The organism is Streptomyces longisporus, from assembly GCF_039532765.1.
Classification (GTDB): domain Bacteria; phylum Actinomycetota; class Actinomycetes; order Streptomycetales; family Streptomycetaceae; genus Streptomyces; species Streptomyces longisporus.
Genome location: NZ_BAAASG010000011.1, coordinates 61750 through 85442, shown reverse-complemented (window position 1 = coordinate 85442; position 23693 = coordinate 61750). Strand labels below are relative to the sequence as shown.

At 71.0% G+C, this 23693-nt stretch carries 17 protein-coding genes; 7 read left to right on the top strand and 10 right to left on the bottom strand.

Annotation, left to right across the window (positions count from 1 at the left end; genetic code table 11):
- Positions 1-22 precede the first annotated feature (22 nt).
- Positions 23-1039, top strand: coding sequence for a WxL protein peptidoglycan domain-containing protein (locus ABD355_RS22850; RefSeq protein ID WP_344402414.1), 1017 nt, complete (start codon positions 23-25; stop codon positions 1037-1039).
- Here the strand turns inward: ABD355_RS22850 and ABD355_RS22845 are convergent.
- Both ABD355_RS22845 and ABD355_RS22840 read right to left on the bottom strand, forming a co-directional pair.
- The gene (locus tag ABD355_RS22845; RefSeq protein WP_344402413.1) at positions 933-1271 is read right to left on the bottom strand and encodes a P-II family nitrogen regulator; all 339 of its coding nucleotides are present in this window, start codon (positions 1269-1271) and stop codon (positions 933-935) included. The two genes, ABD355_RS22850 and ABD355_RS22845, sit on opposite strands and share 107 nt — an antisense overlap.
- Complete coding sequence (locus ABD355_RS22840; RefSeq protein ID WP_344402412.1) at positions 1268-2581, bottom strand: ammonium transporter; 1314 nt, start codon at positions 2579-2581, stop codon at positions 1268-1270. The genes ABD355_RS22845 and ABD355_RS22840 overlap by 4 nt, the downstream gene beginning before the upstream one ends.
- Before the next feature lie 164 nt (positions 2582-2745).
- Here ABD355_RS22840 and era point away from each other — a divergent pair, with 164 nt between their 5' ends.
- Positions 2746-3714 (top strand): GTPase Era, encoded by a 969-nt coding sequence (gene era, locus ABD355_RS22835; protein ID WP_344402411.1) that lies wholly within the window; start codon positions 2746-2748, stop codon positions 3712-3714.
- A gap of 145 nt (positions 3715-3859) precedes the next feature.
- On the opposite strand, the gene ABD355_RS22830 is transcribed toward era, so the two are convergent.
- Positions 3860-4759, bottom strand: coding sequence for a helix-turn-helix transcriptional regulator (locus ABD355_RS22830; RefSeq protein WP_344402410.1), 900 nt, complete (start codon positions 4757-4759; stop codon positions 3860-3862).
- 119 nt (positions 4760-4878) lie between these two features.
- On the opposite strand from ABD355_RS22830, the gene ABD355_RS22825 reads away from it, so the two are divergent.
- A complete protein-coding gene (locus ABD355_RS22825; protein ID WP_344402409.1) occupies positions 4879-5733 on the top strand; it encodes an NAD-dependent epimerase/dehydratase family protein in 855 nt (284 codons plus the stop codon).
- A 408-nt stretch (positions 5734-6141) separates the two neighbouring features.
- Here ABD355_RS22825 and ABD355_RS22810 read toward each other — a convergent pair whose 3' ends face one another.
- From ABD355_RS22810 to ABD355_RS22795, 4 genes are read right to left on the bottom strand one after another with little or no spacing between them, the layout of a single operon-like run.
- Positions 6142-7395, bottom strand: a complete 1254-nt coding sequence (locus ABD355_RS22810; RefSeq protein WP_344402408.1) for an MFS transporter — start codon at positions 7393-7395, stop codon at positions 6142-6144.
- Positions 7392-8705 (bottom strand): GH1 family beta-glucosidase, encoded by a 1314-nt coding sequence (locus ABD355_RS22805; RefSeq protein ID WP_344402407.1) that lies wholly within the window; start codon positions 8703-8705, stop codon positions 7392-7394. The genes ABD355_RS22810 and ABD355_RS22805 overlap by 4 nt, the downstream gene beginning before the upstream one ends.
- Before the next feature lie 58 nt (positions 8706-8763).
- Entirely contained in the window at positions 8764-9030 is a 267-nt protein-coding gene (locus ABD355_RS22800) for a protealysin inhibitor emfourin (RefSeq protein ID WP_344402406.1), read from the bottom strand.
- A 20-nt stretch (positions 9031-9050) separates the two neighbouring features.
- Positions 9051-10121, bottom strand: a complete 1071-nt coding sequence (locus ABD355_RS22795) for a M4 family metallopeptidase (protein WP_344402405.1) — start codon at positions 10119-10121, stop codon at positions 9051-9053.
- 320 nt (positions 10122-10441) lie between these two features.
- Here ABD355_RS22795 and leuA point away from each other — a divergent pair, with 320 nt between their 5' ends.
- The 4 genes from leuA to ABD355_RS22775 all read left to right on the top strand — a co-directional run bounded on the left by leuA (position 10442) and on the right by ABD355_RS22775 (position 16435).
- Complete coding sequence (gene leuA / locus ABD355_RS22790; RefSeq protein ID WP_344402404.1) at positions 10442-12163, top strand: 2-isopropylmalate synthase; 1722 nt, start codon at positions 10442-10444, stop codon at positions 12161-12163.
- A 185-nt stretch (positions 12164-12348) separates the two neighbouring features.
- On the top strand, positions 12349-13044 hold the full coding sequence (locus ABD355_RS22785; RefSeq protein WP_344402403.1) for a tellurite resistance TerB family protein: 696 nt from the start codon (positions 12349-12351) through the stop codon (positions 13042-13044).
- A gap of 123 nt (positions 13045-13167) precedes the next feature.
- Entirely contained in the window at positions 13168-14262 is a 1095-nt protein-coding gene (locus ABD355_RS22780) for an effector-associated domain 2-containing protein (RefSeq protein ID WP_344402402.1), read from the top strand.
- Positions 14263-14551: 289 nt separating this feature from the next.
- Entirely contained in the window at positions 14552-16435 is a 1884-nt protein-coding gene (locus tag ABD355_RS22775; RefSeq protein ID WP_344402400.1) for an HEXXH motif domain-containing protein, read from the top strand.
- Positions 16436-16493: 58 nt separating this feature from the next.
- On the opposite strand, the gene fxsT is transcribed toward ABD355_RS22775, so the two are convergent.
- From fxsT to ABD355_RS22760, 3 genes are all read right to left on the bottom strand, one after another.
- Entirely contained in the window at positions 16494-20960 is a 4467-nt protein-coding gene (gene fxsT, locus ABD355_RS22770; RefSeq protein WP_344402399.1) for an FxSxx-COOH system tetratricopeptide repeat protein, read from the bottom strand.
- Positions 20957-21865, bottom strand: a complete 909-nt coding sequence (locus ABD355_RS22765; RefSeq protein ID WP_344402398.1) for an AAA family ATPase — start codon at positions 21863-21865, stop codon at positions 20957-20959. The genes fxsT and ABD355_RS22765 overlap by 4 nt, the downstream gene beginning before the upstream one ends.
- Before the next feature lie 125 nt (positions 21866-21990).
- Entirely contained in the window at positions 21991-23661 is a 1671-nt protein-coding gene (locus tag ABD355_RS22760) for a VMAP-C domain-containing protein (RefSeq protein WP_344402397.1), read from the bottom strand.
- Positions 23662-23693 lie beyond the last annotated feature (32 nt).

Sequence of the window (23693 nt, the reverse complement as noted above, 5' to 3'; positions counted from 1 at the left end):
TACAAGTGGGGGGTCCGCACCCATGCGCAAGCCGTACGTCCTCCTCCTGGGCCTCTTCCTGGCCCTCCTCGTCGCGCCCGCACCCGCGCACGCCGCCGACAACGGCAGCTGGTCCGTCTACCCGGCCGCCTCCAAGGTGGCCGCCCGCCCGTACTTCTACCTCTCCGCCGACCCCGGGACGACCATCGAGGACAAGGTGGTCGTGGCGAACAGGACCGGGCAGCCGCTGAGCTTCCGGCTGTATGCCGCCGACGCCTACAACACCCCACGCGACGGCGGTTTCGCCGTCAGGACGGTGCAGGAGAAGCAGCGGGGCGTCGGCGCCTGGGCGAAGCCCGCGAAGTCACGCGTGACCGTCCCGGCGCACGGCCAGGTCACCGTCCCCTTCGCGTTGCACGTGCCCGAGGGCGCCGAACCGGGCGACCACCCGGGCGCGCTCGTGGCCCTCGACGAACAGATCGACAAGGGCGGGGGCTCCCTCGCGCTCGGTGTGCAGCGGGCGGTCGCCGCCCGCGTCTACCTGCGCGTCGGCGGCCCGACGCTCCCCGCGATCGCCGTGGAGAACGTCCACATCGTCCACCACCAGCCGCTCGTCCCCGGCCTCGGCGACAGCACGGCGACCATCTCGTACACCCTGCACAACACCGGAAACGTCACCCTCGACCCGAAGGTGGAACTGCGCGCGGAGGGCCTGTTCGGCCGGACGCTGCTGGCCCGCAACCTGTCCCGCATCCCCTCCGAGCTGCTGCCCGGACAGCGCGTCCACCTCACCGAACCATGGCGCGGTGCGCCCCAACTCGACTGGGGGGACGTCACGTTGACGGCGAGCGCCCAGGACACCCGGGAGTCGGCGAGCGCGTCGTTCTTCGCGCTGCCGTGGCTGGTGGCGGTAATCCTGCTCGCGGTGGCGGCCGTGGGAGCCGTACTCCTGATCAGAGCGCGTCGGGTCCGCGCTCTCCCGTCCGTACCCGTACGACCGTCTCGACCGGCAGCGACCACACCTTCCCGTCGCCGATCTTCCCCGTCTGCGCGGCCTTGACGATCGCGTCGATCACGGCGTCCGACTCGGCGTCCTCGACGACGACCTCGATACGGACCTTGGGAACGAGGTCGACCTGGTACTCGGCGCCGCGGTACACCTCGGTGTGGCCGCGCTGCCGGCCGTACCCGCTGGCCTCGGTCACGGTCAGACCGTGCACGCCGAGCTCCTGGAGGGCGGTCTTCACCTCGTCGAGGCGGTAGGGCTTGACGATCGCGGTGATGAGCTTCATGCCTGGCTCTTGACCTTCTGCGCGGGGGAGAGGACGGAGGACGAGACCGGGGCGCCGTGGCCCAGGACGCCGTGATCGTATGCGGTCTCGGCGTGCACCGTAAGGTCCAGGCCCCGGTGCTCCTGGTCCTCGCTCGCCCGGAAGCCCATCGCCTTGTCGATCAGCTTGCCGATGCCGTACGTCACGAGGAAGGCGTACGCGGCCACGACGACCACGGCCACCAGCTGCTTGCCGAGCTGGCCGAGCCCGCCGCCGTAGAGGAGACCCTCGGTGGAGCCCGTCATCGCCTTCTCGGCGAAGACGCCGATGAGGAGGGTGCCGATGATGCCGCCGACCAGGTGGACGCCGACGACGTCGAGCGAGTCGTCGTAGTTGAGCTTGAACTTCCAGCTCACGGCGTACGAGCAGACGACACCGGCGGCGAGGCCGACGACCAGGGCGCCGAGCAGGGAGACCGAGCCGCAGGACGGGGTGATGGCGACCAGACCGGCGACGGCGCCGGAGGCGGCGCCCAGCGTCGTCGGATGGCCGTCGCGCTTCTGCTCGACGAAGAGCCAGCCGAGCAGGCCGGTGCAGCCGGCGGCGAGGGTGTTGAGGAAGGCGGCCGCCGCGAGACCGCCTGCGCCGAGTGCCGAACCCGCGTTGAAGCCGAACCAGCCGAACCACAGCAGGCCCGCGCCCAGCATCACCATGGGCAGGTTGTGCGGACGCATCGCGTCCTTCTTGAAGCCGAGCCGCGGGCCGAGGACCAGGCACAGCGCCAGACCGGAGGCGCCGGAGGTGATTTCCACCGGGAGTCCGCCCGCGAAGTCGAGGGCGCCGAGGCGGTGCGCGATCCAGCCGCCGGGGCCCCACACCCAGTGGGTGACGGGAACGTATACGAGCAGCGCCCAGACCGGGACGAAGACCAGCCAGGCCGCGAATTTCACACGGTCCGCGACGGCGCCGCTGATGAGTGCGGCGGTGATGATCGCGAAGGTGAGCTGGAAGGTGGCGAAGAGCAGGGTGGGAACCGTGCCCTGCACGCTGTCCGGGCCGAGGCCCGCCATGCCGACGTGCTTCAGTCCGCCGATGAGCCCGCCGCCGATGTCGTCGCCGAAGGCCAGCGAGTAGCCGGCGGCCAGCCACACCACCGTGACCAGGGCGATCGACACGAAGCTCATCATCAGCATGTTGAGGACGCTCTTCGTGCGGACCATGCCGCCGTAGAAGAGGGCGAGGCCCGGGGTCATCAGCAGGACGAGGGCGGTGGCGGCGAGCAGCCAGGCGGTGTCGCCGGTGTCCGCGTGCGCTGCGGCGAGGGTCGTCACGTCGTCTCCATCGAGGTGGGGGCTCGTCAGAGGGTCACCGGCGTGCGTTTCCGGTTCTGCACGGGCGTGTTTCCGTGATGTTTCGTTGCGTGGAGGTTTCCTGAATCTCACACCGTGGGCGGTGGTCGCTCGGTTGTACGGCGGGGCTCTGTGGATCAGGGAGAATGGGCGCCATGAGCGTTCGCAGCCAGTCATCCGAGCCGTCGGAAACGTCGGAGGCCGTCCACAGGTCGGGCTTCGCCTGTTTCGTCGGGCGCCCCAACGCGGGCAAGTCCACCCTCACGAACGCTCTGGTCGGGCAGAAGGTGGCGATCACCGCGGACCAGCCGCAGACCACGCGGCACACCGTGCGGGGAATCGTGCACCGCGAGGACGCCCAGCTGATCCTGGTCGACACCCCTGGCCTGCACAAGCCGCGCACGCTGCTGGGGGAGCGGCTGAACGACGTCGTGCGGACGACGTGGGCCGAGGTCGACGTGATCGGCTTCTGTCTGCCGGCGAACGAGAAGATCGGCCCCGGTGACCGTTTCATCGCGAAGGAGCTGGCGGGGATCAAGAAGTCCCCGAAGGTCGCGATCGTCACCAAGACGGACCTCGTCGACTCCAAGACCCTGGCCGAGCAGCTGATCGCGATCGACCAGCTGGGCAAGGAGCTCGGTATCGAGTGGGCGGAGATCGTCCCGGTGTCGGCCGTCGGGGACAAGCAGGTGAAGCTGCTGGCGGACCTGCTGATTCCGCTCCTTCCGGAGGGGCCGCCGCTGTATCCCGAGGGTGATCTCACGGATGAGCCGGAGCAGGTGATGGTCGCCGAGCTGATCCGCGAGGCGGCCCTGGAAGGCGTCCGGGACGAGCTTCCGCACTCCATCGCGGTGGTGGTCGAGGAGATGCTGCCTCGGCAGGACCGGCCGGCTGACAAGCCCCTCCTGGACATCCACGCCAACCTTTTCATCGAGCGGCCCAGCCAGAAGGGGATCGTCATCGGCCCCAAGGGCAAGCGCCTGAAGGAGGTCGGCATCAAGTCCCGCAAGCAGATCGAGGCGCTGCTCGGTACACCGGTCTTCCTGGACCTCCACGTCAAGGTCGCCAAGGATTGGCAGCGCGACCCGAAGCAGCTGCGACGCCTGGGCTTCTGAGCTTTTCCCCGCCCCCGCCGCCCCTTCCCGTCCCGACCCGGGGGCCAGCCCCCGGACCCCCGCTCCTCAAACGCCGGAGGGGCTGAGTTTTCGCCGGCCGGGGTTTGATCTTTTCAGCCCGTCCGGCGTTTGAGGACGAGGCCGTTCAGGCCGAACGGGGGTCTGGGGGCGGAGCCCCCAGGGTCGGGACGGGAAGGGGCGGCGGGGGCGATTCCAGGGACTGCAGGCCCACCACCCGCAGCAGCTGCAGGCGTTCGTACGACTCCGTGCCCGGGCGGGCGGTGTGGAGGACGAGCATGTGGTGCTCGTCCTCGTTGAGCAGCACCTCGCAGTCCAGTTCCAGCAGCCCCACCACGGGATGCCGGAACCGCTTCGTCGACTGCCGCCGCACCGCCACCTCGTGGGCATCCCACAGCCGCCCGAACTCCTCACTCGACGACCGCAGTTCGGCCACCAGTGCAGCCGGCTCCGGATCGTCGGGCCGGGACGCCGCCACCGCCCGCAGGTTCGCCACATGGGCGCGCGCGTGCTCCGCCACGTCCTCGGGAGGGAACAACTCCCGGGCCGCCGGGTCCAGGAAGAAGCGCCGCAGCATGTTGCGGTCCCGAAGCGGACGGGCGGACGCGTCCCCGCTCAACGCCTTCGACATCGCGTTCTGCGCGAGAACCTCACCGCAGTCGGTCCCCACCATCGCCGGGGTGTCGTGCAGCCGGTCCAGCACCAGCAGCAGCCCGGGCCGTACATGCGCGGACGCGCCCCCGCGTCGCGGCGGCTCCTCGCCCGTCAGATGGAACAGATGGTCCCGTTCGTCGTCCGTCAGGCGCAGGGCACGCGCCAGCGCCGTCAGCATCTGGCGGGAGGGGCGCGGTCCGCGGGACTGCTCCAGCCGCGTGTAGTAGTCCACGGACATGCCGGCCAGCTGTGCCACCTCCTCACGGCGCAGGCCCGGTGTGCGGCGGCGGGCGCCGGGCGTGAGCCCCACGTCGGACGGGTCGAGGCGGGCGCGGCCGCGGCGCAGGAAGTCGGCGAGTTCGGCTCGGTTCACCCCTCCAGCGTGCGGGAGTCCGCCCGGCTTATCCAGGGACTGCCGATCCCCCGATCAAGAGGTCTCTCCCGCGGCCCGCCTCCTCGTCCAAAGCTGGTCGTCGACGAGAGGAGCAGAACATGCTGACATTGGTGACCGGTACGACAGGGCAGGTCGGACGGCGCTTCGTGCCGAGGCTGCTGGGGCAGAGGCGGGGCGACGAGCGGGTGCGGGTCCTCGTGCGGGACGCGGCGCGCGGTGAGCGGTTCGCCGAGCTGGGCGCCGAGGTCGTCGTCGGGGATCTGCGGGACACCGAGGTGCTGGCCAAGGCCGTGGCCGGGGTCGACGCGGTCGTGAACGTCGCGGCGGCCTTCCGCGGGGTGCCGGACGAGGAGGCGTGGGCGGTCAACCGGGACGCGGCGGTGGAGCTGGGCCGCGCCGCGCTGGCCGCAGGGGTGCAGCGGTTCGTGCAGGTCAGCACGGGACTGGTGTACGGCACCGGGCGGGGCCGCCCGCTGACCGAGGAGGACGAGAGCCGGCCCGGCGGGGCGATGTGGGGCGCCTACCCGGAGTCCAAGGCCGAGGCAGAGCGGGCACTGCTCGCGCTGGACGGCATGGACGTACGCGTCGGGCGGCTTCCCTTCGTCTACGGCGAGGGCGATCCGCATCTCGCCCAGTCCCTGATGTGGGCCCGGAACTGGGCGGCGACCCAGCGGCTGCAGATGGGCCACCACGCGGACGTCGCCCAGGGGCTGCTGCGCATCCTGCACGCTCCGGGCATCGCCGGCCGGATCTACAACATCGCCGACGACACCCCCGTCACGGCGGTCGAACTGCACCAGCTCAACGGCGCCGAGATCCCCGCCGAGCTCTACACCCGCACCGACCCCGACCCCTGGCTGGTGATCACGTCGACCGAGCGGATCCGCCGGGAACTCGGTTACCGCCCGCTGTATCCCAGCGTCTACGCGGCCAGGGACGCGGGAGCCCTGTGAAGCGCCCCGGATCGTCGTAGACGCGTCAGTCGACGCCTCTGGTCCGTCCCGTCAAGGCCGCCCCGGTCAACCGATCATCGCCGTACCGACCCCGACCCGTGGCTGGTGATCACGTCGACCGAGCGGATCCGCCGGGAACTCGGTTACCGCCCGCTGTATCCCAGCGTCTACGCGGCCAGGGACGCGGGGGCCTTGTGAAGCGGCGCGAGTCGCGTCGACGCCTCTGGCCCGTCCCGTCAGGGCCGCCCTGGTCAACCGATCATCGCCGTACCGACCCCGACCCCTGGCTGGTGATCACCTCGACCGAGCGGATCCGCCGGGAACTCGGTTACCGGCCGCTGTATCCCAGCGTCTACGCGGCCAGGGACGCGGGAGCCCTGTGAAGCGCCCCGGATCGTCGTCGACGCTTCAGTCCACCCCTCTGATCCGGCCCACCAGCACCGCCCCCGCCAGCCCGATCACCGCCGACACCAGGTACAGCACCCGGTAGCCGCCGAGATACGTCACGATCGGTGCGGCGAGGGCGGGCGCCGCTACCTGCGGCAGGGCATTGGCCACGTTGATCACGCCGAGGTCCTTGCCGCGGTCCAGGGCCTTCGGCAGTACGTCCGTCATCAGCGCGAAGTCGACCGAGGTGAAGACGCCGAAGCCGACCCCGAGCACCGCCGCCGCGACGATCGCGCCCGGCCAGGTCTGCCAGCCCGCCAGCGCCGCCGTCGCCACCGCCATCAGCACACCCGACCAGATCACGAACGGCTTGCGCCGCCCCACCCGGTCCGACCAGACCCCGCCCACGACGACCGTGGCGAGCAGCGTCACCCCGTTCACGGCCGTCAGGATCAGCACGCCCTGGTCGGGGTTGCCGTAGTGCAGGCGGTCCCGCAGGTAATAGAGCAGGTACAGCAGGACGAGTGCGTTGCTGAGGTTGATCAGGAAGCGGGTCAGCCAGGCCCAGCCCAGGTCCGGATACCGGCGCGGGCTCAGCCAGAACCCGGCGGCGAAGGACCGCCACGACCACTCCGGCCGGTCCGCCGCCGCCAGTCGCAGATCCTCGTAGCGCAGGACGTACGGCAGCACCCCCACCACCGTGAACACCGCGCACGCCGCATACCCGGCCTCGACGCCCCCGGCCACCGTCGCGAGCCCCGTCCCGCCGACCACACCCAGGATCTGCGCGGCCCCCAGCCAGCCGCCCACCGAGCCCCGCTGAAGCCGCGGCACCCGGTCCGGCACCGCGGCCGTCACCGCCGCGAACGCCGCGTTCAGCGTCAGCTGGACCAGACACCAGCCGGCCGCCATGGTCCACACCCCGCCCGCGCCCGCGAGCAGCAGCAACGACAGGGCGCCGCCCGCCGTCCCGGCCACGATCCACGGCGTACGGCGGCCCCGGCGGGACGTCGTCCGGTCCGAGAGGGCGCCGAAGAGCGGGTTGGCGACCAGGGACACCAACGCCCCCGCCCCCGTCACCCACGCCAGCATCGTCTCCTTGGACATGCCGGAGCCCGGCGCGAAGTCCTTCGCCTGGGAGGCCAGCAGGATCTGCAGGGGTCCGTACCAGCCCACCCAGATCGCCCCGTTGGCGAGCGAGAGGGCGGACGTCCAGCCGTGGCCGACCCGTTCGACGGGCTCGGCGAGTGCCTCCGCGGGCCGGGTGGCGGTCATCTCTGCGCCCGCAGCACACCCCGGAACCAGCCGTACGACGACTTCGGTGTCCGCTGCTGCGTGTCGAAGTCGACGTGCACCAGACCGAAGCGGCGCTCGTACCCCTCCGCCCACTCGAAGTTGTCCAGCAGCGACCACACGAAGTACCCGCGCACGTCCACGCCCGCCTTGACGGCCTTGTGCAGGGCCCGGAGGTGGCCGTCGAGGTAGGCGATCCGGTCCTGGTCGTCGAGGCCCGGGTAGGAGCAGCCGTTCTCGGTGATGACGACGGGCGGGAGGCGGTCGCCGTAGCGCTCGTGGAAGCCGGTGAGCAGCTCGGTCAGACCCTCGGGGACCACGGGCCAGCCGAAGTCCGTGACCGGCACGCCCTCGATCTGCCGTACCGAGAAGGGGAGTTCGGCCGGAATGGTCAGCCCGCCGAACTCGATGTCCTCGCCCTGCGGGGCGCCCACCCGGGTCGGCGCGTAGTAGTTGACGCCGTACCAGTCGAGGGGTTCCGCGATGACCTTCAGGTCGGACTCGACATCGCCCGGCATCAACTCGCCGAGGCCCTCCGGGTACTGGCCGAGCAGCAGCGGGTCGGCGAACAGGCGGTTCAGCAGCAGGTCGTAGAAGCCCGCCGCCTCCAGGTCCGCGCTCTCCTCGGAGGCCGGCCAGGTCGGTCCGTGCGAGTTGGCGATGCCGATGTCGGTGGCGCCGGACGCGCGCAGGGCCCGTACGGCCAGACCGTGGGCCAGCAGCTGGTGGTGGGCCACCGGCAGGGCGTCGAAGAGCAGCTGTCTGCCGGGTGCGTGCGCGCCCAGCGCGTGGCCCAACAGCGTGTGTTCCGCGGGCTCGTTGAGGGTGATCCACTTCTTCACCCGGTCGCCCAGCCGCTCTGCGACGACGGACACGTACTCCGCGAAACGGGAGGCCGTGTCCCGTTCGAGCCAGTCCAGCGCGACCGGCAGGTCCCAGTGGAAGAGGGTGGGGACCGGCCGTACGCCGGCGGCCAGCAGCTCGTCGACGAGACGGTCGTAGAAGTCGAGGCCGCCCGTGGAGCGCACCCGCGGCCAGGAGATGGAGAAGCGGTACGCGTCCACCCCGAGGTCGGCCAGGAGCGCCACGTCCTCGCGGTAGCGGTGGTAGTGGTCGCAGGCCACCGCCGCGGTCGAGCCGTCCTTCACCCGTCCCGGCTCGGCCGTGAAGGCGTCCCACACGGACGGCTCGCGCTCGTCGACGGCGCCCTCGATCTGGTGGGCCGAGGTCGACACGCCCCACACGAAGCCGGCCGGGAAGCGGGGTATCGGATTGCCTGCATCAGAAGCCATGGGCGGGATCATCCTTACCGGCGGTAACGGAAGTCAACGCCCAGGCATGAACTGCCGGTTACGCCCCTTCCTTGAGTACCCGGCTGATCAGTTCGCGCTGCTCGTCCGTGAGCCGGGGATCGGCCGCGTACACCGTCTTCCCGTCCACCGTGATCTCGTAGTTGAAGCCGTCCGGCACCCCGACGGGAGGCGTGCCCCGGCCGGACGCGAGCGCGCGTCCGGCCAGGGCCTGCCACTCCTGGGCGTCGGGCCGGCCCGAGGTGTCCACCTCGGCATGGCGCTCGATGCCCGCGAACCCACCCGTGCGCCTCACCTGAATACGCATGGGCCCTGTCTAGTACGGACTCACAGGATCCGCACCCCGACCTGTTCCCACGCCTTCTGTACGGCCTGCAGCTCCTCGCCCTCGTTGAAGCGGGCCTTCGCCGCCGCGACCGTGAGCTTCGCGAAGTCGTTGAACAGCGCCTGCGAGGACAGCTCCCCGCCGGTCAGGACGTCGTACCAGATCTGTCCCGCCTTCTCCCAGGCATGGCCGCCGAGCGCGGAGGCCACCAGGTAGAACGCGTGGTTGGGGATGCCGGAGTTGATGTGGACGCCGCCGTTGTCGCGGCCGGTGCGGACGTAGTCGTCCATGGTCGCGGGCTGCGGGTCCTTGCCGAGGACGTCGTCGTCGTCGTACGCCGTACCCGGTTCCTTCATGGAGCGCAGCGCCTTGCCGGTGACGCTCGGGGCTAGCAGGCCCGCCCCGATCAGCCAGTCGGCCTCGGCGGCGGTCTGGCCGAGCGTGTACTGCTTGATGAGCGAGCCGAAGACGTCGGACATCGACTCGTTCAGGGCGCCCGGCTGGCCGTAGTAGGTGAGGTTCGCGGTGTGCTGGGTGACGCCGTGGGTCAGCTCGTGGCCGATGACGTCGATCGGGATGGTGAAGTCGAGGAAGATCTCGCCGTCGCCGTCGCCGAACACCATCTGCTCGCCGTTCCAGAAGGCGTTGTTGTACTTCACGTCGTAGTGGACGCTGGCGTCCAGCGGCAGGCCGTCACCGTCGATCGAGTGGCGCTGGTAGGCCTTGAGGTAGAGGTCGAAGGTGGCGCCGAGGCCCGCGTAGGCGCGGTTGACCGTGGCGTCCTTGACCGGGGCGGCGCCCTCGGCGCGCACCTTCCTGCCGGGCAGGTCGGTCTGGTGCCCGGCGTCGTAGATGGTGCGCAGCGGCTGGTCCGCCGGTGCCTTCGTCGCCGGTGCGGCCGCGAGGCCGAACTCGGTGGTCACGCGGCGGCGGGCGCGCAGCTCCGCGTCGCGCATCAGGGTGCGGCGGGCGGGACCGGAGAGTGCGGGGTCGTCGTGCCGGGCCAGCTTGTCCAGGACGTGTGGCGGTACGACGGTGCAGAAGACGGGCTCGAAGCCCCCGTTGGTCGTCATGCCCGGCACCCTTGCACTGAGTCATTCCGGTGTCACTACCCGCAACCATGATTGGTGAAATATGCGGACAGGGAAGCGCACGCTCCGTGACGAAGTGGTATGGCGCACTTTTTGTCCTATTCGTCCCCCGGGTCCCGCATACTGATACGACGCCCCGCACGGGGAGCGGCTCGGCTAGCATGCTTCGCATCATGCGTTTCGGGCTGCTCCTCCTTAGCTGCCGCGGCGAGGGCCTGTAATCCAGGTCGACTCCCTCCCCGCGGAGCTTGGCGTTGCGTCGTCGGCCGTCCTTCCGGACACCCTGAGGAGCCCGAGTCATCATGGCGAACCGCCAGCAGCCCAGCACCATGCCGATCCACAAGTACGGCCGGTACGAGCAGGTCGACATCCCCGACCGCACCTGGCCCGAGAAGCGGATCACCCAGGCCCCCCGTTGGCTGTCGACCGACCTGCGTGACGGCAACCAGGCCCTGATCGACCCGATGTCGCCCGAGCGCAAGCGCCGGATGTTCGACCAGCTGGTCAAGATGGGCTACAAGGAGATCGAGGTCGGCTTCCCCGCCTCCGGCCAGACGGACTTCGATTTCGTACGGTCGATCATCGAAGAGCCCGGCGCCATCCCGGACGACGTCACAATCTCCGTACTGACCCAGGCCCGCGAGGACCTGATCGAGCGGACGGTGGAGTCGCTGAAGGGCGCCAAGCGCGCGACCGTCCACCTGTACAACGCCACCGCCCCCGTCTTCCGCCGGGTGGTCTTCCGCGGCTCCAAGGACCAGATCAAGCAGATCGCCGTCGACGGCACGCGCCTGGTGATGGAGTACGCCGAGAAGCTGCTGGGCCCCGAGACGGAGTTCGGCTACCAGTACAGCCCCGAGATCTTCACCGACACCGAGCTGGACTTCGCGCTGGAGGTCTGCGAGGCGGTCATGGACGTCTGGCAGCCCGGCCCGGGCCGCGAGATCATCCTCAACCTGCCCGCCACCGTGGAGCGTTCGACCCCCTCCACGCACGCCGACCGCTTCGAGTGGATGGGCCGCAACCTGTCCCGCCGCGAGCACGTCTGCCTGTCGATCCACCCGCACAACGACCGCGGCACCGCCGTCGCCGCCGCCGAGCTGGCGCTGATGGCCGGCGCCGACCGCGTCGAGGGCTGTCTGTTCGGACAGGGCGAGCGCACCGGCAACGTCGACCTGGTCACCCTGGGCATGAACCTGTTCTCGCAGGGCGTCGACCCGCAGATCGACTTCTCCGACATCGACGAGATCCGCCGGGTGTGGGAGTACTGCAACCAGATGGAGGTCCACCCGCGCCACCCGTACGTGGGCGACCTGGTCTACACGTCCTTCTCCGGCTCCCACCAGGACGCCATCAAGAAGGGCTTCGACGCGATGGAGGCCGACGCGGCCGCCAAGGGCGTCACCGTCGACGACATCGAGTGGGCGGTCCCGTACCTGCCGATCGACCCGAAGGACGTCGGCCGCTCCTACGAGGCCGTCATCCGCGTCAACTCGCAGTCCGGCAAGGGCGGTATCGCCTACGTCCTGAAGAACGACCACAAGCTGGACCTGCCCCGCCGGATGCAGATCGAGTTCTCGAAGATCATCCAGGCGAAGACGGACGCCGAGGGCGGCGAGGTCACCGGCGGCGACATCTGGGCGGTCTTCCAGGACGAGTACCTGCCGAACCCCGAGAACCCGTGGGGCCGTATTCAGGTCAAGAACGGCCAGTCGACGACCGACACCGACGGCGTGGACACGCTGCGGGTCGAGGCGACGGTCGACGGCCAGGACACCGTCCTGACCGGAACCGGCAACGGCCCGATCTCCGCCTTCTTCGACGCGCTGCAGAAGGTGGGCGTGGACGCCCGGCTGCTGGACTACCAGGAGCACACGATGAGCGAGGGCGCCTCCGCACAGGCCGCCTCCTACATCGAATGCGCGATCGACGACAAGGTCCTGTGGGGAATCGGCATCGACGCGAACACGACTCGTGCGTCGCTGAAGGCGGTTGTCTCAGCGGTGAACCGCGCGACCCGCTGAGGCTTCTGACCGGGCGTTTCGGGGCCCTGATCGTCGTATACGGCGATCAGGGCCCCGTCACTTATCGGCCATCTGTTCGTGGAGGTCACGGAAAGGTCTCTTCCAGGGTGCTGACTACGCCTCTCCGATGTGGCTAACATCACGGGCACCGCGACGATGTTGCCGCGGTGTTAAGGAGGTGCGACGTGCTGCCAGTACGGGGACGAAACGGCCGAGCCGCCAGGCCTGCGCGCCTCCTGGGTACCCGCACCGCGTGGACACCCGTCTCAGACGGCGAGTTCTTCTGCCCGGGCTGCGGGGGCGACCGCAACTACCAGCGGCTGACCGGCCACCGCCGTTTCATGCTGCTCGGGGTGCCCGTGCTGCCGCGCGGCGAGACCGCGCCGGTCGTCGAATGCGCCGCCTGCCGCCGTCACTTCGGCACGGACGTCCTCGACCACCCCACCACCACCCGCTTCTCGGCGATGCTCCGCGACGCCGTCCACACCGTCGCGCTCGCGGTGCTGGCCGCGGGCGGCACCTGTTCCCGTACGGCCCTGGAGGCCGCCGCGAGCACGGTCCGCGCGGCCGGTTTCGACGACTGCACCGAGGACCAGCTGAACGCGCTCGTCGAGGCGCTGGCCGCGGACACCGGCCGGGCCTACGGCCAGTCCTGCGGCGCCGGACTCGCCATAGAGCTGCACGAGGCCCTGGACCCGCTGGCCCCGCACCTCGCCCCGGTCGGCCGCGAATCGATCCTGCTGCAGGGCGCCCGCATCGCCCTCGCCGACGGCCCGTACACCCCCGCCGAACGCGACGTCCTGGCCACGGTGGGCGCGGCCCTGACCATCTGCTCGGACGATGTGACGAGGCTGCTGGCGGCGGCGCGTACGCCGTCCTAGCCACCGGCGCGGACAGCCGGGGCGGGTGCGCCGGCATCGAGGGCGCACGACGACGCGGGGGCACAGACGGGCGGCCTCGCACGGATCTGGCCCGGTGCCGTCCGCGTCCGGGACACTCGGGTCATGAACACGGCGACGGGGGAGTCTGTGGGCGGCGGCAGCCGGGCGGTGCTGGTGGCGGTCGAGGAGTACGGGACGGGGAGTTCCTGGAATCTGGACGGGCCGGTGCGGGACGTGTTGGCCTATCGTGCGTGGCTGCTCGAACAGGGCGCGGCGGCGGACTCGATCAAGGTGCTTGCGTCCCCGCTGCCCGCGAACCGGACCCTGCTGGAGGCGACGGGCGTGCACTGGCGGCCCGCCGACCGCGAGCGGGTGCACGAGGTGCTCTTCCGGGAAGTGGCCCCGGCGGCCGACGACTGGTTGTTTGTCGCCTGGGCGGGGCATGGCCTGGTCGACCTGGACGGAAAGCGGCGCCTGGTGTACGCCGACGCGGCCATCCCCGATCTGCGCTGCCTGGACCTGGACGGCGCCCTTGCCGCCTTCCGCTCCGACCTCGCCCCGCAGCACACGCGCCAGCTCTGGCTGATCGACGCCTGCCAGACCTTCACGGACGTGACCACCGTGGGCCACGCCCTGCGCCCCGACCCGGTACCCCGCGGGCGCCTGCGTCAGGTCCTCGGCCAGCACGTGCTGTTCGCCTCCGGGCCCGGCCAGGTCACCACCGGCGTCTTCAGCGCGGCGGCCCTGGAACTGCTGCGCGCCCACCCGGAATGGCGCTACGACAGCGCCCCGCTCGCCGCCGCCCTCCGGGAACGGTTCCGCAGGCAGGGCCTGGCAGCCGCCGTACCGACCACGCTGTGGTCGGAGGGGGGCGGCGCGGAGATCCGCACGCATGCGGGCCGGGCGGCGCCCCGCCGACGACTGGAAGTGGCGGATTACGAGCGCCTACTGGGAGCGTTACAAGCCGTCCCGGCCATGCTGGACCCCGGTCTGCGCGCCGTGGTCATCAGCCATCTGCCCCTCGACATCTGCAGTTCCGTGCCGCGCAACGCGGTGCCGCGAATCGAGATCCTGAGGCTGATCAGCACATGTGTGGCCTTCCGAAACGGACTGTGGCACCTGTGGAAGGCGGTGTCCCTGGTGGACGCCGGGACGGTGGCGCTCGATGACCTCGAAGCGGTGCTGCAGGACTATCCGGAGTGGTTCACAGCAGAGTGACCGGCCAACAGCCTTACGATCCTGGCTGGTTGACGATGTTTCCGCCGACCGGGGCTTGGGTCATGATGTAAAGGCGGATCGTTCAGGCTCTGACTGTTCAGGGGGAGGTCTACCGCAGGATGCAGAATCCGGAACCTGCCATCAGGTCGGACCTGCCCGACTTGAACGGCACCTCCCTGGAGGAGCTGCGCACACACGGCGACCTCGACCGGGAGCGTGCCAAGGAACGTTTGTTGAAAACCATCGGCAGACCCGCCAGGAGTGCGTCTCCAGGAAGTGGCGGTGGCTGATGGGACGGACTCCGGCGGCCGGAGAGGCAGAGCCGTTGCACAGGCTCACTCCACGGCAGTTCGAGAGTCTGACCCAAGGCGAGGGAGACGCGGACGCACTCGCCGAACTCGTCCGGGCCGAGCACAGCCACCGGCTGCTGCTCCTGGACGTGCTGATGGACGCCCTCACGCCGCTGGCCGGTGCGGCGGCCGGCCCGCTGCCCGCGCCGCGCCGCGCCTGGGACCTCCTGGCCGCCGCGCAACGCCGGGCGCCCACGGCAGTACGGGAGCTGCTGGACCTGCCCGAGACGGGCCTGTGGGCCGCCCAGCTGCTCAACCGGCTGTGCCGCCCGCGCCCGCACGAGCTGCCCCTGTGGGCCGACGTCGGACATCTGCACTGCCTCGCGGCGGCGGCGGCCCTGCGCGCCGGCCTCGACTTCTCCTTCCCGCTGCCCTGCGTCGCGGGCCGCGTCGAGCTGCCCGCCCTCGGCCAGGTCCGGCTGCCCACCCGCGCGGCTCAGGAAGTCGCCGTGCTCGCGGCCCGCGCCGGCACCGTCACGGTGACCGCCCCGCACGGCATCGTACGGCTGCCGGACGACCCGTCACGCCCCGCGCCGGGCTGGCTGCCGCTGCACCACACGGAGTTACGGCTGCCGGGCACCGCCCCGGTCCGCCTTGCCTTCGACGACCTGGGGCCGCACCGCATCGCACCGCGGCCGACCGGAGCGGCCCGGCGGCTGGGCCGACGGACGGTCACCCGGCTGACCCGGCTGGTGCAGGGCGCCGCCAGGCTGGTGGCGGAGGCGGATCCGGCCTCCGCCGCGACCCTCACCGCACTGCTGCGCACCATCCAGCCCATGCAGGCGTACGAGCTGTTCCGGGTCCGCAGTGCGACCAGCGGCCACGGCGTGGGCGGCCTGGCGCTGTCGTTGCCCGAGTCCGAACTGGCCTGCGCGGCGGCCCTCGTCCATGAACTCCAGCACAGCAAACTCGATGCGTTCGCCCATCTCTTCCCGCTGATCGAGGAGGAGCCCGGGCCGGGCCGGCTGTACTACGCGCCTTGGCGCGACGACCCGCGGCCCCTGGCGGGCATGCTCCAGGGCATCTACGCGTTCACCGGCGTTGCCCGCTTCTGGCGTGGCCGGACCCGGCTGCCGGGCGGGGCGCACGACCAGCTCGCCTGGCTCGAATTCTCCCTGTGGCACGGCCAGTTGGCGCAGGTCGTGCCCCGGATCGCGACCGACCCCGAACTCACCGAGGCGGGCCGCAGTCTGCTGGACGGGGTGCAGGCCATCGTCTCGGGCTGGTCGGCCGAGGCCCCCGGCGAGACCGCGGCCCGGGAGGCCGTACAGCTGGCGGGGCGGCTCGCCGCCGACCACCGTGTGCTGTGGCGGCTGCATCACGTACGGCCCTTTCCCGAGGACGTCGAGGCGCTCGCCGCGGCCTGGCCGACGGACGACGGGCCCACGCTGCCCGCCCGGCGCCAGGGGGTGCGCGCCGAGCGCCGCCAGTGGCACCTCGACACGCGGGCCGTGCTCGCCCGTATGGCACTGGCGGACCCCGTGGCGCTGGACAAGCTCCGCGACACCGCGGACGAGGACGGCGTGCCCGGCGTCACCGGCGCGGTCCTGGCCGACCTCGTCTGGGCAACGGGCGACCCGGCCACCGCCGAGCACCACTACCGCCTCTCCCTCACCGAGGCCCCCGCCACACCGGCAGCCTGGGCCGGCCTGAGGCTGACACTGGAGGAGACCGGCCGCGCCCCGTCGGCGCTACGCGCGCTGACCGCCGCACCGGAACTGGTCCGCGCACTCGCCCGGCACCTGCACGGGCGGGTCGGGAGGCAGGTGGACCCCGTTGAACTCGCGGCGTGGGTGGGCCGTGCGGTGGATGCCGGGACATGACGGCGGGCTTCCGTGGAGGGAGATCCGCGGGAGCCCGCCTCGGCATCTGCGGACGCGGCTACAGGTACATCGGGTCGATGTCGCAGTTGGCCCGGCGCCACTTCAGCGCGTCGTGGTACGCCGGGTGTGCCTCGCCCAGCTTCTCCTTGATCCCCTCCACGGCTTCCGCGTGCAGCAGCTCGGCCTCCTCGCGGCGGCCCAGGGCACGCAGATCGATCGCCAGGTTCACCCGCAGGACGAGCGTGGTGGGGTGTGTCTCGCCCAACTTCTCCCGCACCTGCTCCAGGGTCTGCTCGTCCAGTGCGTGAGCGGCGGTTGAGTCGCCCTGCGCGAAGAGGTCGTTGGCCAGGTTGACGGCAGTGGCCAGGGTGTTCGGGTGCTTCTCGCCCAGAGCCTGACGGAACCGGGTGAGCACCGACTCGTTCAGCTTGCGGGCGGCGTCCACCTGGTCCATCTGACGCAGGGTCACAGCGAGGTCGGCCTCCGCGGAGATGGTCTGCGGGTGGTCCTCGCCCAGGGTCTCCTTGTACAGGTCACGGGTGCGCCGGCAGCGGTCCCGCGCCTCCTGGAGTCTGCCGGTCTGCCGCAGGTCGATGGAGTAGTTCAGCGAGATCTGCAACACGTCGGGCGCCCGCTCGCCGTACCGTTCGGTCAGCGCCGCCAGTGCGATGCTCGTGTTCTTGGCGGCCTCGGCATGCAGCCCGGCCTTGCGCTGGGCGACTCCCAGCCGGGCCTTGGAACGGTAGGTCTCCAGATGCGGCTCGCCCAGGAGGGCCTCCGTCTGCTCGGCGTTCTCCGTGCACATGCGCAGGGCCAGCGTGTACTCGCCGAGCTCCTGCTGGTCCAGCGCCACGGAAGCCTGCGAGATCAGCGCCTGGGTGCTGTCGGCCCCGAACATCTCCGTCCTGAGGCGCCAGACGTTGTCGTCCAGCTCCAGAGCTCGCCGGTATTCCCCGTGCACCCGCAGGCACACGGCCAGGTTGAAGGCGTGCGTGATCGTGGTGGGGTCGTCGTCCCCGAAGGCACGCACGGCGTGCTGGTACACGTCCTCGTCGTATTCCAGCGCGCCCCGGAAATCGCCGCTGACCCTGCGGTCGCTGGCGACAAGACCCTTGACCACGAGGTAGGGCTCCTCGGTCCCCGGCCCGGCCGGGTCCAGCGTGGCGAGCATACGCTCGTCGAGGTCGGCGGCCTCGGGGTAGCGGCCCACCCGCCACAGCACCCAGCGCAGGCGCTGGCCGAGGGCCAGGGTCGCCGGATCGTCCTCGCCGAACTTCTCGCACCACTCCTTGTAGACCTGGCTGGTGAATTCCAGGGCCGCCGCGTGGTCACCCCAGTGGTAGAGGTACTCGGCCACGTTGTGCACCATCTGCCGCACGTTGCGGTTCGAGGACTTCGAGGCCTGGGAGCTGATGACGTGCGGGTACAGCTGCCCGAAGCGGGGCCAGTTCTGCGGATCGCGGGGATTGCTCGGCGTGTTGGCCGCGAGCAGCAGATGCGCGCCGTGCTGGAAACGCTCGCGTTGTTCCACCGACATCCGCGCCACCAGCACCGCCTGGACCAAACGGTGCATCTGGATGGCGTTCGTACGGTAGTTGATCTTGGCGAGGGAGTAACGGCTGATCTCCCGGATGGCCCGGCTCAGCCGCATGGGGTCGGTGAAGATGAGATCCAGTTCCGGGGCGATGGATTCTGCCACCGCGATGGAGAAGAACTGTCGGGAGATCGGTTCGGGAGCGAAATAGGAGCACAGCTGGAGCAACTGGAGTGCACCGGCGTACTTCTTCTCCACGTGGTCCAGGGACACGTTCCACGCGGTGGCGACCGTCTCCTCGTACTGGGGCGGGGCGGAGACCGCCATCAGCTCGGCTCGTTTTTCCTCAAACACCCTCAGATATTCGGCGGCCGGCATGCCGGTCTCCGCGAGCCACGCCGATGCCTGTTCCACGGCGAGCGGAAGGTCGCCGAGGACCTCGGCCAGCATGCCGGCCTCTTCGTCCGTGAGCTCGGAATTGCGCCTGTGCAGGAGCTGGACGCTCTCCGGCCGTGTGAACACGTCCACCTCCAGGGGGTGCGCCAGCGTGTTCCACTGCGGGTTGCGCGAGGTGACGATGACCGAACCGGCGGGACCGCCCTCCGGCGCGCTGGGGAAGTATCCCTGGACCGCGCCCGGGCTTTCGGCGTTGTCGAACACCAGCAGCCACTTCCGGTAGGGGTTCCCGGTGCGCAGGGCCTCCAGCACGGCCGGTACGGCGGTGTTGGCCTCCGGGGTCACCCGCAGGTTCATCTTGCGGGCGAGTTCCACCAGCGACCGCTGGATCTCCGTCGTCAGCTCCGCCGGAATCCACCACACCAGGTCGTACTCGGTCGCGTGCCGGTACACGTACTCAAGGGCCAGCTGCGACTTTCCGACACCGCCCATACCGTGCAGGGCATGCGGAAGGACGGCGGTCGGCCCCGAGCGCAGGCCCCTCTCCAGAGCGACCAGGAGTTCTTCGCGGCCCGTGAACATGAGGTTCCGCGGCGGGATGTTTCCTGCCACCTTCAGCTCGGACGCGCGGGAACCGCCTGCGGTCAGACTTGGTTCTTGTCCTCGTTCGGACGCGGCGGGAACCGTGCTCACAGGTGTATCTCCTTCTCCTGGATCTGCCAGACCTCCCGATGCCGGTGTGGCGCTGGGGGAGCTGTCGTCGTGCACCGACTGCGGGCTCTCCGTCAACGAGGGCGCCGCTGATGAAGGTGCGAAACCTGTGCGTTCAGGGGACCCGATGGCCAGGCCCGGCTCCGGCTCCAGCGAGTCCAGGGCCCGGGCGCGGCGGGCGTGCGGCCCGCTCAGTGCATGCAGGACGGCGCGCTCGACCTCCCTGAACTCGCGGTCCGTGCCGTGCGCGCGGGCGGCCTTCCCGCCGTCGCCGCGCAGATACGACAGCAGGTCCCGGGCGGCGGCGCTGCGCGGGGCCAGCAGCTCCGCGGCCTGCTCGATCGCCGTCGCGGTGGCGTCTCGGGAGCCGTAGGCCAGCAGTTCCTCGCGTACGCCCGGCTCGAAGACGAAGGACAACTGGTCGTGGGCATACCAGAGCAGGGGGGAGACCAGGCCGCTGAGCAGGAACTCGGCCATGTGCTCGGGGCCGGTCCTCGGCATGGTGCGCCGCTGGACCTCGGTCATCGTGGGCAGGTCGAGCTGGACCGCCGCCATGTGCGTGGCCAGCTGGAACGCCTCGGGCGAGGCCCAGCCGTGGAAGGCGGCGACCCGCTGGGCGGGGTCGGCGGAAGGGCCCGGGAGCGGGGAGCGGGGGCGCTCCAGGACGGTGGTGAGGACGGCCGCGAGTTCGATCTCGCGGGGTTCGGCGCCGCCCACGAACCGGGCCCACGGCTCCAGCCAGCCCGCGTCCATTTCGAGCACGGGCACAGGCACCGTCGCCTGTGGGAGGGCGCGGGGGCGCAGGACGTCGGAGAGCGCCTCGGCCGGCTCCCATTGGGGGGTGCGGTCGGCGGCCCAGGGGCCCGAGGCCCGCAGTCTGACGCCGGACGGGTGCAGGCCCGTGCGGTGCCACAGCCGCTGCGGCAGTACATGCAGGACGGCCACCGGCTGCCGTCTGCCCCACAGAGCGAGCAGCCGTTGGGCCGCGCCGGAGCGCCAGGCGGGCGCGGAGCCGTCGGTCAGCACGAAGATGACGGAGCGCCCGGTCGGATCCACCAGGCCGCGCGCCGACACGGGGCGCGTCTCGCGGATCGGCCCGGGCAGGGAGATGGCGGCGCGATCGGCGGACAAGGCGTTCAGCGACAGCTCCGTGATGTCGCGAAAGCCCCCGAAGCGGTGGGCGACCTTGGCGAACCGAGCGATGTGCTCGCGCCACACCGCCATGTGCGGCGCGGTGTCCACGAGCAACACGGCACGCCAGCGGCGCTCGGGCGTGGGCCGCAGCACCGGGGGCAACGACGGGGCCAGCGCGATGCGTTCGGCGGTGGCCTCCTCGTCCAGTTCCCGTCCGTGCGCGGAGGCCACGGCGGTACGGAAGGCCCGCAGGGCACGCCCCAGCGCCCGGGCGCCGGTCGAGCGCCGGGCGGCCGGTCCGTCCGCGGGCATGGATCCCGGGACGCGGGGCAGGCGATGGCTGGGACGCCCGGCGGTTTCTTCCGTATCCACGGACGTCGCGTGGTCCGGCAGGGCCGACGGCACGGGTTCGGATCCGGCGGACCACGCGGTCGCGTCGATGGCGGGCTCTGGGACGGTTTGGGCCCCATGGAGGTCGGGCGTGGGCAGCGCAGGGTCGAGCGCGTCGTCCGGGTGGAGAGGGCTGAGGTCCCGGCCGGTGTCCTCGGCCCCCTCGGGGAGCCGGTCGTGCGCGGACGGCACCGGCACGCCGGTCAGCCACGCGTGTTCGCTGGCCACCCACACCGCGTCGGCGACCTCGCTGGGATGCAGACGGGTGAGCGGCCTGGGTTCTTCGCCGGACGGCGGACGCGGCCCGTCCCGGCCGTGCACGGTCTGCCCGTCCCGCGCCGGCGAGGGTTCGTGAGTCACGCCGGTCCCGCCCCTTCACCGCCCAGCGGGTGCCAGATGGCCTCCAGCAGCTCGGCCCACCCGTCCCCGTCGCCGCTCGCGGGCAGGTACTGACCCGACGTCACCAGATGCGCGGCGTTCAGGAGTTGGTCGGCGGCGAGGCCGCCGACCCGGTTGCTGCGATGGAGGAAGTCACGGATCAGCTCCTCCTGGCGGGGGCCGAGACTGCTGCCGAAGTGCGCGGCGACCAGCTCGCCGAGGGCCGCCTCGTCGGGGTCGGGAATGTCCAGCCGCAGACAGCGGCGCATGAACGCCTCCGGGAACTCCCGTTCACCGTTGGACGTCAGGACGATCACCGGAAACGTGTGACAGCGCACCACGCCTTCGCTGATCTCCGCGCTCCCGCCCGGGTCGGCCGTGTGCACGGTCGCGATGGGCTCCTGCGGCTTTACCCTGACCAGCGGGGGAACCTCGTAGTACCCGTCCTCGAACAGCGTGAGAAGGTCGTTGGGAAGATCGATATCGCACTTGTCGATCTCGTCGATGAGCAGGACCCTCGGCAGCCGGTACGGCAGCAACGCCGTTCCCAGCGGGCCGAGTTGTACGAAGTCGCCGGTGCCGGCAGGTAAGGGGGCCGGGGCCTGTAAGGCCTGGGCGCGCCCTATGGCGTCGTACTCGAAGAGTCCCGAGGCGAGGGTGGTCCTGCTGGTGACCGCCCAGTGCAGGACACGGCCGAGGCGTAATTCCCGTGCGATGCGGTAGGCCAGCGCCGACTTGCCCACCCCGGGGCGGCCGGTGACCAGGAGCGGCCTGCGCAGCAGCAGCGCGGCGTTGACCAGGCGGACCTCCTCGCGCCGCGCATGGCGGGCCACGCCCGGCCGGCCCAGCCGGCGGTCGGCCTCCTCGTCGTCGGGCGGCTGCGGCATCGCGGGCGGCGTGGCGAAGCTGCGCCACGGTGGTCCGGGGGGCCAGGTACGCTCGTCGTACGGGACATCGGGGACCGGGTCACCCGTACCCTTGTAGAGAGGTCCTCCGTTCTCCAGCGGCGCGTTCAATCGGTCCCCCCTACAAAGGTGGCGGGAGCGCTTGGTCCCCCGTCAAGAAGATGCTCAGGGTCGTCCCAGATCATGCCCATCGCGCGAATCGTCGCGGGGTCGTACGCAGAGTCCCTGCCGGCGGCGGCGTCGGTCTTCCACTGTTGCGTGCGCCGGGGAAGAGCGGCCAGCCCATCTTCGGCCAACGCTTCCCACATCGCCGCACGCCAGGCTGGCGTGGCGGCGCTGTCACGGTGGTACATCAGTACGGGCACTCCCAGTTCTAGGGCCAGCCTCACCTCCTGCATGCCCAACTCGCCCTGCTCCCACGGCGGTTCGCACAACAGCATGCCGACCACATCATCGTCGCTTCCCACAGCGGCGTCCAGTCGTGACAGATGCTTGTCGACAGTGAGCGTCGGCTCCGGGGCACACTCATGCACAACGCGCCGTGTGTGCTCCGGGTTGCCCCCGAACTCCCTCCAATGTGTCTCGTTCTTCCGCCACTGTGACCAGCGCGCCCGCCATGCGCGGTGGAATTCGCGCCGCTGTATGCGATCGAGGCTGTGAACGGACACCCGGTAGGTGCTGAGCAGCGGATTCTCGAAACCACGGGCGGGATCGCGGTTCCAGAACTCGACAGCCTCCGTGAGGAGTTCCAGGGGCAGGAAGAACTCCAGGGCCACGCTCTCCGACCGGTTGTGCCACATCACGGCCATCTTCGTCAGCAACTCCGCGACGGCCGCCGGGAGTCGATCGCGGGTCACCAGGTCCTGCGGTTCCGCCTCCGGCTGCCGCTGCAGGGCGGCGGAGTCGGCGTACTTCACACAGGCCGACAGGTGGTAGCGCGGTGGCCGAGGGGTGCGCCGGCGGTTGCTCGGCTGGGGCGTGCGGTCGCGGGCCACCCTGATGTACAGGCGGATGACCGGCGGCCCCTCCTCCTCGGGGCCCTCCGAATGCTGCCCTCCGTCGGCCGGGGGCCCCTCCGAGGTGCCGCCGGAGCCGCCGACGGCGACTGCCAGGGGGGCGCGTCCGGCGCGGTGCGCCGACTCCAGGTTCCGGCGCAGGTTGTGGAGCCCGTCAGGGCCCTCGGCCAGCTCCCACTTCTCGGCGAAGTGGTCGTTCCAGGCCCTTATCTCCCCTACCGCCGAGGCCAGTTCGGGACAGTGCGCCAGCCACTCGAGCAGCACCATGGCAGGCGGCAGGCCGCTCGCCGGGGAGTTGAGGTCGGCCAGGTACACGAAGGTCTGCCAGGGCGTCGCGCAATGCGGGGGAAGGACGTGCCGGCCGCTGGTCGACTCGGCGACGATCGCGGCCAGTTCGGGCAGTTGCAGCTGGAGCACCTGGCGCAGGGGCCGCCAGTCCCTGCCCTCGAAGACCTCATGGGCCCGCCACTCCTCCAGCAACGGCTGCAGCGGGTCCGCGAGTGCGGGAGCCACCAGGGCGGTCACCCGGGCCAGCGACGCCAGGCCGCGCGGCCGCCCGGCGCAGGCGTGCACCAGGGTCAGGAACTCCAGGTGCGGGGTGGGGTAGCTGTCCTGCGGCAGCCCCTCCAGCGTCTCGTCCAGCATCTGCCGCCAGAACCTGCGGGCACCCTCGGATCCCAGACCGCCGCCGGGATCCTTGAGCACCGTCACGACGGCCTCTACGAGCTCGAGCTGGACGTCGTCTAGTCCGCGTCTCGCCACGCGCGTTCCCCCTCGCACCGTGGTGGGCAAGC